The organism is Rhodococcus sp. JS3073 (assembly GCF_026810085.1).
GTDB lineage: Bacteria > Actinomycetota > Actinomycetes > Mycobacteriales > Mycobacteriaceae > Rhodococcus_F > Rhodococcus_F wratislaviensis.
In genome coordinates this window covers 1,218,147-1,227,387 of record NZ_CP113951.1, presented here as the reverse complement: position 1 = coordinate 1,227,387, position 9,241 = coordinate 1,218,147, and the positions used below count along the sequence as shown (strand labels likewise).

Sequence of the window (9,241 nt, the reverse complement as noted above, 5' to 3'; positions counted from 1 at the left end):
TCTCCACGGCCCGTGGTGGGAAGGCACCGAGCCTTCCCACCATGCGGCCCCGTCTGTTCCTGTCGCCCGGTTCCCGTCGCCGCGGGGTCAGGCCCACTCGAAGGACATCTCGCCCGCGACGCCGAGGTGCTTGCACAGTTTGTGGATGCCACTGAAATCCTGAACCAGTGCGGATCGGCGGGTGTCGTGTTCGGCGTCGTCGATCATCGCCTGACCGCCGCCCAGATCCATGAGTTCGACGATGGTGTGCCACGTCGAGTAGTCGTTGCTGCTGAATGCGGTCATCGCGTCGACGAGCCCGTCCAGGAAATGGCGGCGGTCGTCGGGGCTCAGAGTGTCGTAAACGACGCCGGCGATGTCGTCGGCGATCGAGGCGTGACAGTACTCGTCGCGGTTGTGGAGGCGGACCGTCGCCCGGTTGACCGGCTGGATGACGTCGTTCTCGGAAATCAGGTCGAGGTAGGAGCTGATCGAGATCTCGGCCACCGTCATGAAGGCGAACGTCGTGATCGCCCGCTTCCTCGGGTCGGCGGCATCGGCAGTCGCCGCGCGTTGACGGCGCAACGTGAGGACGTCGGGAAGGGCATTGTTCGGCATCGCCCAACCGCGTTGCCTGCGCGTGACCGCGCTCGCGTTCAGGTGCATGAGGGTGTGGTACTGCTCGTCGACCATCGCCTGGTGGACGGCCACGGCGAACGTGTCTCCGAGCCCGGTGTCCAGGGCGTCGTGCGCGACGAGGTCGAACCCGGGATTGACCACGTACTGCTCGATGTCCATGACATTCTTGTTGAATGCGATCCAGGCCCACGCCCGGAGCCGGTTCCGTTGCTCCTCGCTCATGCCCAGGAACCGATCGTGATCGGCGAAGGGCAGCAACTCGTTCGGGTAGTCCTGCTTGGCGAGGTCGAACAGTGCGTCGAGGTCCGGTTCCGGCTTCTTCACGGTCGCCCGTTGTCCCCAGTTCCGGGCGAGCCGGGACACGACGGCGCTCTCCACCGGATCAGCCGGGTCGTACTCCGGGAGCGAGGGAGTCTTCTGGGGCGTCATGACGAATCTCCGTTCCTGTCCCACGACCGCGGCTGTCTGTGAACGAGATCGGTGAAGAGGTCGGCGCACAGCCGGGCGAGGGGTTCGCTCCGGTCGCCGAGCGCCGACGTCGAGCGGGACATGAGCGAGGCGAAGTCGTCCTCCGAGCCCTGCTCGACGGTTTCCGTGAGAGTGGTCAGCGCCGCGGCGAGCGCGCGGCGGGCCTCGCCCGCGAAGGGATTGCCCGCCTGGATGTCCCGGTAGACCTCCGGGACGCCTCCACCGACCCGGGCGAGGAGCGCGAGCGACACGAGATGAGGAGGGGTCCCCACCGCGGTGAGTTCGGCGCCGTCGACACCGAGGTCCGCGAGCGCGAGGCCGAAGGCGAGGACGCCGGCGTGGGTCAGCGCCTGGGTCGCTGCCGTCAGCCGGTCGTGGTGTTCGGCGTCCAGGCGGACGACCGACGACCCCCAGCCGGACAGCACCGACAAGAACCACTCGACCTCACCGCTGTCCCGGTAGGTCACCGCCGCGACCGGGCGGCCCTCCGGTCCGAGGGAGGGCGCGAACATCGGATTGATGCCGACCGCGCCGTTGCGCAGCGCACTGTCACGCAGGGCGGCGTCGAATCGGGACTTCACCGACAGCGTGTCGACCAGCAGGGCGTGTTCGGACAACTCCGCCACCGCGAACGGAATCGCCTCCAGCGCGGCACTTTCGGGGATCGCGAGGATCACCGCGTCGGCGGCGTTCACCACCGCCCGCAGCTCGGGCGACGGGTCGGTGACGTCGCCCTTCACCTGATCCGGATCAGACCGATCGGTGAACCGGATGTCGATGGTGCGCACCGTGTTTCCGTCGGCGCGCAGCCGGGTCGCCAGCATCCGGCCGACATCGCCGGAACCGCCGATCAGCGCGACGGTCCGGGCGGATGCGGCCGGGACGTTCACGGCCCGATCTCGTTCGGCCGGTCTGCCGTCACGGTCAGTGCCCGCAACATGGTGGCGGCCTTGACCATCGCCTCGTCGAATTCCTCCTCCGGGTCGGAGAGTGCCGTGATCGCCCCGCCGATACCGAACGTCACCTCGCTGTCCGTGGCGACGATCGTGCGGATGACGATCGACAGGTCTGCCGTCCCCGTCAGCGAGAAGTAGCCGATCGAACCGGAATACACACCGCGCGGCCCGGACTCGAGCCGGTCGATGATCTCCATGGTCCGGATCTTCGGGGCGCCCGTCATCGATCCGCCCGGGAAGGCGGCGCGAACACACTCGACGACGGAGGCATCGGCGCTGAGGGTGCCGCGCACGGTCGACACGAGTTGATGCACCGCCGCGTACGTCTCGACATCGAAGAGTTTGGGAACGTGCACCGATCCGGGAACGCACACCCGGGCCAGATCATTACGCGTCAGGTCGACGATCATCAGGTTCTCGGCGCGGTCCTTCTCGCTGTCGAGCAGGTCCTGCCGAAGCGCCGCGTCCTTGGCGGGGGTGGCGCCGCGTGGACGCGTCCCCTTGATGGGTTTGGACTCCACCACCCGGTCCGCGCCGATCCTGAGGAACCGTTCGGGGGAGGCGCTGAGAACCGACAGTCCGGCGAACTGGAGGTACGCGCTGTACGGGGTGGGGCTGATGGAACGCAGCAACTCGAACGTGTGCAGGGGATCGATCGACTGGTCCACCGTCGCCATGTTGGTCAGGCACACCTCGTAGGACTCGCCGGTCCGGATCTCACCGAGCGAGGTTGCGATGTGTTCGAGGTACTTGTCGTGTTCGTGGCGCAGGGCGAGTTCGGCGGACTCCGGCTTCCGGATCGGCGATACCGCGGTCGGCGGGTTGTCCGGCTCGGCCAGCCGATGCAGCGCCACCTCCATCTCGTCGAGCCAGCGGCGCAACTCCGGATCGTCCTGGTGATCGCTCAGGCACAGCGCGTAGGTGCGCTCGCCGGAATGGTCGATGACGACGGCGCGGTCGGCGAACACCAGCGCGGCGTCGGGGGTGGGCGACTTGTGGGCCGCCGTGCCGCCGGTCTCGGCCTTCAGTTCGTAGCCGAGGTACCCCACGTAGCCGAGGCCGAACGGCACACCCGGGAGGCCGGGCACCGACCGGGCCTGCAGCTGCCGCTCGAGGTAGTCGAAGAACGGTGCGTGCACCTGTTCGACCGGCAATCCCTCGCGGGTGATCCGGACGATCGATTCGCTGACGTCGTACGTGATGTACTCCGCGCGAGGGCCGGAACAATTGCCCATGATGGTGAATCGCGAATTCGGTTCCGATGCCGACGTCCCGTCCAGCCAGAACGCGTTGGGCCCGGATGCGAAGAGATCCTCGAACGTGGTGCGGGGGTCGACTTCGTGGTCGACGCGCACCTGCTGGACCACGTACGGCGCGTGGGGAATCGGGATTCTCAGCATCGAACCGTGCGTGGGTGTCCCGGAATGCGTCTGCGTGAGATCGCGGAAGTTCGCGAGCAGTTCGTGACCGAAGGCGGTGCTGATCGATTCGGGGTGGAACTGGACGCCCCACAGCGGACGCGTGCGGTGCCGGACACCCATCAGCAGGCCGTCGGCGGTCCAGGCGGTGGCCTCGAGGTCGTCGGGGAGATCCTCGACGATCAGCGAGTGGTAGCGGACCGTCGGGAACGGTGACGGAATGCCGGCGAAGAGTTCGGAACCGTCGTGTTCGACGAGGGACACGCGGCCGTGCATCGGTTCGGGTGCGAGAACCACACTGCCCCCGAACAGCTGGCACAGACCCTGGTGACCGAGGCACACGCCGAGGACGGGGAGTTCTGTCTCGGTGATGACGCGCGCACTGATGCCGAAGTCGCGTTGCCGCTCCGGGCGTCCGGGGCCGGGGGAGATGACGATGTTGTCGAAGTCGGACCAGGGGATCGAATCCCACTCCACATCGTTGTGCACGACCGTGGGGGGCTCACCGTTCACCTCGGCCAGCAGAGTGAACAGGTTATAGGTGAAGGAATCGTAATTGTCGATCAACAGCGTCCGGGTACTCATCACGACTCGACATTCGCAGATGGCACGGAACTGTGACGAACGTGGTGGTTGTCACGGTGGTCGTGGTGTCCGTTGTGGCGGGCGCCCTCGTCGGCGGGCTCCGCGTTGATGACGAGGTCCTCGAGCCGGCACGTCTCGGCGATGAGAAGGTCGTAGAGCGAGTCGAAGAACTCCGGGGACAGTGAGTGGCTGTCCGCGTACTGTCGCGCCCGCTCGTGGACGATGTGGATCCGGCCTGGCTGCATCATGGCGATGTGCTCGCGTCGCTTCAGTTCGCCGATGCGCAGGCACACCTCCAGGCGATGCCGGACCGCTTCGAGCAGGGTCGCGTCGACTGCGTCGAGTTCCGCGCGCAGACCCTCGAGTGCCTGCTGCGCCGAGGCGTCAGAATGCTCTCCGGAATCGTCGCCGTTCCGCTGTCCTACGGAGAAGTACATAGTCGCCCCACTCACTCGATCGGCAGTAGCTTTCTCATCCCGACTATCGTGTGTCGTTGGTGGTTCGTTTCCATGAGCCCTTCCGGATGGCCGGAAGGGGTGTGTTCGAACGGCCGAATACGAACCAGGTGGGTTATCACCCCCAGAGTCTCGATCTCGAGTTGAGACTTTGATGGACGGTTGGCTAACGTAACCTGAAGTCTATTTCCGCTAACCCAGGATACGAGGAATATGCGTATATCGTTGGCCAGTAGGGCCCTGTTGTTCGTGCTGGCAGGCATCGTGATGCTGTGCAGTGCGGCACCAGCGGCAGCGGATCCCGTGGAAGCGGAACCCGCACCCGCGGCCGACCTGTCGGTGCTGCCGGGGGCGAATGACTGGAGCTGTAAGCCGTCCGCGGCGCATCCGCGTCCCGTCGTGCTGGTGCACGGCACGTGGACCGGCATGGTGGGAACATGGAAGGACCTCGCGCCGGCGCTCACGGCGGAGGGATACTGCGTGTTCGCCCTCAATTACGGACAGGCCACCGGTCTGACCGAGGGCAACCTGATGCGCATGTTCGGTGGCGCCGACATCGCGGAGTCCGCTCAGCAGCTCGCCGGATTCGTCGACCAGGTCCGCACCACCACCGGCGCTTCGCAGGTCGACATGATCGGGCATTCGCTCGGTGGCACGGTCTCCCGCCAGTACCTGCGGTTCGACGGCGGCGCCGACCGCACGAACCCCGCGCTGAACAAGGTGCACTCGCTCGTCACACTCGGCGCCACCAACCACGGCACCAGCTTCGGGGACGTCCAGTCGCTCGGTGCGATCGCGCAGGCACTGGGTGTGCCGGTCATGACGCTCGCCGGTGTCGCGGTCGGACCGTCCTACATCCAGCAGATGGTGGGCTCACCCTTCCTGCAAGTCCTCAACGCCAGCGGCGACACCGACCCGGGCATCGAGTACACGGTGGTCGCCAGCCGCAGCGACACCGTGTCGACCCCGCCGGAGAACACGTTCCTGACGGCCGGTCCCGGTGCCGTCGTGCACAACATCTGGCTCCAGGACGGCTGCGAGACGAACACGTCCGAACACATCCAGCTGACCACCGATGCGCGGGCCGTATACATCATCCAGCGGGCTCTGGACCCCACCTACGGAGATCGCAACCCCGCACCGTGCTGACACCGGTGGCGCCGGTCAGTCCCAGATGCCGACCTCGTCGAGATGCGCGACCAGCCGCTGGGCGCCGTCGATGAAGTGGGCCTTGTTCTCCGCACCCACTACGTCGGCCTTCCCGTCGGCGAGCGCGGCGATGAGCCGGCGATGGCTCTCGACCGCCGACTCACCCCAGGCCGGATCGGACGAATAGAACTGCACCGGGGTGTACCGGGTGGCGCTGAGCAGGAACCACGACAGCTTGCTCGCGTCGGCAAGCCGGTTGATGACCCGGTGAAACGAGAACTCGAGGTCCTCGATGCGGTCGGCGTCGCCGTCCTCGACGGCGCGCCGCAGCTTCTCGTTGATCGCGGTCAGCTCCTCCACGGCCTCCGGGGTGGCCGACCGCGTCGCGCGGACCGCGAGTTCCTCGGCGATCTGCCCCTGCAGCCAGAAGAGGTCGTGGATGTCGTCCCGGCTGAGCGGTGCGACGACGTACCCGCGGTGGGGAACCAGCTCGACGAGGCCCTCGCCGCGAAGGGTCAGGAGCGCCTCACGGACAGGTGTGACGCTGACCCCCAGGTCCGCCGCGGTCTCGTCGAGGCGGATGAAGTCACCCGGGCGAACGCCCCCGGACATGATCAGGTTGCGGACGTGCACGGCGACGTCGTCCGACAGCTGGGGTCGGCGGCGCAGGGTGCGGCCCGCTGGGGATCGTGACACGGAGGGCGATGCCATGGAGAACTCCTTCGATGCGGCAAACCAGCATAAACCGCAGGGGGTGATTACAAGCCGTAGGTCTTGCCGATGATGTCGCGCTGAATCTCGTTGGTACCGCCGTAGATGGTCGACACGATGGTGGAGCGGACGTGCTTCTCCATGTCGAACTCGGTGGCGTAGCCGTACCCGCCCATCATCTGCATGCCCTCGAGTGCGACCTTCTTCGCCGTCTCCGTGACCTTCAGTTTGGCCATCGACGCCTCGCGGGCCAGCATCTTGTCCGGGTTCGCGTCGACGTCCTCGGCGACGCTGTAGACGAGCAGCTTGCAGCACTCGATCTCCGTCGCGAGATCGGCGATACGGTGGCGCAGCGCCTGGAACGATCCGACGGGCCGCCCGAACTGCTTGCGCTGGGTGACGAAGTCGAGGGTGTCGGCGAACGCGCGCTGAGCGGTGCCGAGCATCATGGCGGCGAGGATCAGGCGTTCGAAGTTCAGGCCGGTCATCAGCTGGCGCCAGCCGTTGCCGACCTCGCCCACCACCGCGTCCTCGGGCAGGACGCAGTCGGTGAAGTAGAGATCATTGACCTCCTTGCCGCCCATCGTGTCGATGCCGCTGATCTTCAGCCCGGCGGTATCTGCGGGGACGTGGAACATCGTGAGGCCTTCGTGCTTGCCGTCGCCGCGCCCGGTGCGGGCCACGAGCAGGATGTTGTCGGCGAAGTGCGCGTTGGAGCACCACGTCTTCTGTCCGTTGATCACCCAGCCGTCGGCGGTCTTCTCCGCGCGGGTGCTGAGATTGCCGACATCGGAACCGGCTTCCGGCTCGGACATCGAGATGGACTGTGATCGGCCCGCCACGATGCCGCGCAACACGACATCCTTCTGTGCGTCTGTTCCGAACTTCGCGTAAGCGCCGCCCGTGATCAGGGTGGGCCCGATTCCGCCGATGGGTGCCATCCCCTTGGCGGCCTCCTCGAGCAGGATGCACATGTCGACGTGGCTGGCGGCCGAGCCGTCGTACTCCTCGGGAATGGTGATGCCCAGCCAGCCCAGCTTGGCCATCTTCTCGTAGACGTCCTGGTTGTGGTTGTGCTCGCCGTGATTCGTCAGCCTGTCGCGCTGCTCGCGGGTGCCGCTCTCGCGCTTGCAGAAATCGGCGATCGCCGCTGCGAAGTCCTTCTGTTCACTGGTGAATTCGACGCTCATGTCCGGGGGACTCCTCATGGTTGATTGGGCCGGCGAATCGGTCGGCCGGAGGTGACTGTGTGGGGCTTGCCGCGATGGGGTCGGCCGCATACTGTGATGTCCACTACATTACATCACATCACATATATTTGATGTGATCTCGAGGGAGGACATCGACCATGCCACAGCAGGCGGAGACGACCGAGACGACGGCCGGCGAGCAGCCCGAGGCCCGGACGGAGCAGGCGCCGAAGACGTTCGCGTCCCTGGACCCCCGCAACGGCAACGTCCTGGCCGAGTACCCGATCCAGGGGGAGCAGGAGGTGCGCGCCGCCGTCGACGCGGCCCGTGCGGCCGCGCAGTGGTGGAACGCTCTCGGGTTCGACGGCCGCAAGCAATGGCTCCTCGACTGGAAGAAGTCGATGGCCCGCGACGGCGAGCAGCTCGCCGCGCTCGTCGCCGCCGAAACCGGCAAGCCGTGCGACGACGCGCTCCTCGAAGTGATGCTCGCCATCGAGCATCTCGACTGGGCCGCGAAGAACGCGGGCAAGGTTCTGAAGCGGCGCAAGGTGCCGTCGGGCCTGGTCAGCGCGAACCAGGCCAGCAGCGTCGGATACGAGCCGATGGGTGTGGTCGGTGTCATCGGGCCGTGGAACTACCCCGTGTACACGCCGATGGGGTCGATCTCCTATGCGCTCGCGGCGGGCAACACCGTCGTCTTCAAGCCCAGCGAGCTGACCCCCGGGGTCGCGGTGTGGCTCGCCGACAAGTGGAAGGCGCTCGTCCCCAACCAACCCGTGCTGCAGGTGGTCACCGGAGACGGGTCGACCGGCGCGGCTCTCGTCTCGGCCGGGGTCGACAAGATCGCCTTCACCGGATCCGCCGCCACCGGCAAGCGCGTCATGGCGGCGTGTGCCGAAACGCTGACCCCCCTCGTCGTCGAGGCGGGCGGCAAGGACGCCATGCTCGTCGACGCCGACGCGAATCTGGACGAGGCGGCCGGCTTCGCGGTGTTCGGGGCGATGGGCAACGCTGGACAGACGTGCGCCGGCGTCGAGCGCATCTACGTCGTCGACTCGGCCTACGACGAGTTCGTCCGACTGGTTGCCGAGAAGTCGAAGGTCCTGCGCCCCGGCCCCCGGGACGCCGCCTACGGGCCAATGACGATGACCAGTCAGTCCGACGTCGTCCGCGGCCACGTCCAGGACGCACTCGACAAGGGCGGATCGGCGGTGGTGGGCGGACTCGACTCCATCAAGGACGGCTACGTCGGGCCGATCGTGCTGACCGGCGTTCCCGAGGACAGCACCGCGATCCGCGAGGAGACGTTCGGCCCCACCGTCGTCATCAACAAGGTCGCCAGCCTCGACGAAGCGGTCACGAAGGCCAACGGCACCACGTTCGGACTCGGCGCATCCATCTTCACCAAGGATGCGACGAAGGCGATGCAGGTTGCCGACAAGCTCAGGGCCGGCGTCGTGACGATCGGCTCGGTGCTCGGGTTCGCCGGCGTGGCGGCGCTACCGTTCGGCGGGGTCGGGGATTCGGGCTTCGGCCGCATCCACGGCGCGGACGGTCTGCGTGAATTCAGCCGGGTCAAATCCATCGCCCGGCAGAGGTTCGCGGCTCCGCTGAACCTGCTCACCATGCAGCGCAAGTCGCGGGACATGAAGATCTCGGCCTGGATGTTGAAGAACCGGCACGGACGCTGA

The 9,241-nt window shown here is 66.8% G+C and carries 8 protein-coding genes; 2 read left to right on the top strand and 6 right to left on the bottom strand.

Annotated elements, in window-relative coordinates; translation table 11 throughout:
* Window positions 1-87: 87 nt before the first annotated feature.
* From OYT95_RS06030 to OYT95_RS06015, 4 genes are read right to left on the bottom strand one after another with little or no spacing between them, the layout of a single operon-like run.
* A complete protein-coding gene (locus OYT95_RS06030) occupies window positions 88-1,047 on the bottom strand; it encodes an AurF N-oxygenase family protein (protein WP_268790980.1) in 960 nt (319 codons plus the stop codon).
* Window positions 1,044-1,976 carry a prephenate dehydrogenase/arogenate dehydrogenase family protein gene (locus OYT95_RS06025; protein WP_268790979.1) on the bottom strand — a complete coding sequence of 311 codons (933 nt, stop codon included), beginning with the start codon at window positions 1,974-1,976 and terminating at the stop codon, window positions 1,044-1,046. The genes OYT95_RS06030 and OYT95_RS06025 overlap by 4 nt, the downstream gene beginning before the upstream one ends.
* Window positions 1,973-4,045 (bottom strand): aminodeoxychorismate synthase component I, encoded by a 2,073-nt coding sequence (gene pabB, locus OYT95_RS06020; protein WP_037244634.1) that lies wholly within the window; start codon window positions 4,043-4,045, stop codon window positions 1,973-1,975. Before pabB ends, OYT95_RS06025 begins: the two co-directional genes overlap by 4 nt.
* Entirely contained in the window at window positions 4,045-4,482 is a 438-nt protein-coding gene (locus tag OYT95_RS06015) for a chorismate mutase family protein (RefSeq protein ID WP_328286555.1), read from the bottom strand. Before OYT95_RS06015 ends, pabB begins: the two co-directional genes overlap by 1 nt.
* Before the next feature lie 231 nt (window positions 4,483-4,713).
* Here OYT95_RS06015 and OYT95_RS06010 point away from each other — a divergent pair, with 231 nt between their 5' ends.
* Window positions 4,714-5,649, top strand: coding sequence for an esterase/lipase family protein (locus OYT95_RS06010; RefSeq protein WP_112302201.1), 936 nt, complete (start codon window positions 4,714-4,716; stop codon window positions 5,647-5,649).
* A 15-nt stretch (window positions 5,650-5,664) separates the two neighbouring features.
* Here OYT95_RS06010 and OYT95_RS06005 read toward each other — a convergent pair whose 3' ends face one another.
* Both OYT95_RS06005 and OYT95_RS06000 read right to left on the bottom strand, forming a co-directional pair.
* Window positions 5,665-6,360 carry a GntR family transcriptional regulator gene (locus OYT95_RS06005; protein ID WP_112302202.1) on the bottom strand — a complete coding sequence of 232 codons (696 nt, stop codon included), beginning with the start codon at window positions 6,358-6,360 and terminating at the stop codon, window positions 5,665-5,667.
* Between the two features lie 47 nt (window positions 6,361-6,407).
* Entirely contained in the window at window positions 6,408-7,550 is a 1,143-nt protein-coding gene (locus OYT95_RS06000; protein ID WP_037244645.1) for an acyl-CoA dehydrogenase family protein, read from the bottom strand.
* 158 nt (window positions 7,551-7,708) lie between these two features.
* On the opposite strand from OYT95_RS06000, the gene OYT95_RS05995 reads away from it, so the two are divergent.
* Window positions 7,709-9,241, top strand: coding sequence for an aldehyde dehydrogenase family protein (locus OYT95_RS05995; protein ID WP_268790977.1), 1,533 nt, complete (start codon window positions 7,709-7,711; stop codon window positions 9,239-9,241).

Excerpts from the sequence above, each read along its gene's own strand:
- pabB (WP_037244634.1), bottom strand. The coding sequence starts at position 4,045 with ATGAGTACCCGGACGCTGTTGATCGACAATTACGATTCCTTCACCTAT.
- OYT95_RS06005 (WP_112302202.1), bottom strand. The coding sequence starts at position 6,360 with ATGGCATCGCCCTCCGTGTCACGATCCCCAGCGGGCCGCACCCTGCGC.
- OYT95_RS06015 (WP_328286555.1), bottom strand. The coding sequence starts at position 4,482 with ATGTACTTCTCCGTAGGACAGCGGAACGGCGACGATTCCGGAGAGCAT.
- OYT95_RS05995 (WP_268790977.1), top strand. The coding sequence starts at position 7,709 with ATGCCACAGCAGGCGGAGACGACCGAGACGACGGCCGGCGAGCAGCCC.
- OYT95_RS06000 (WP_037244645.1), bottom strand. The coding sequence starts at position 7,550 with ATGAGCGTCGAATTCACCAGTGAACAGAAGGACTTCGCAGCGGCGATC.
- OYT95_RS06010 (WP_112302201.1), top strand. The coding sequence starts at position 4,714 with ATGCGTATATCGTTGGCCAGTAGGGCCCTGTTGTTCGTGCTGGCAGGC.
- OYT95_RS06030 (WP_268790980.1), bottom strand. The coding sequence starts at position 1,047 with ATGACGCCCCAGAAGACTCCCTCGCTCCCGGAGTACGACCCGGCTGAT.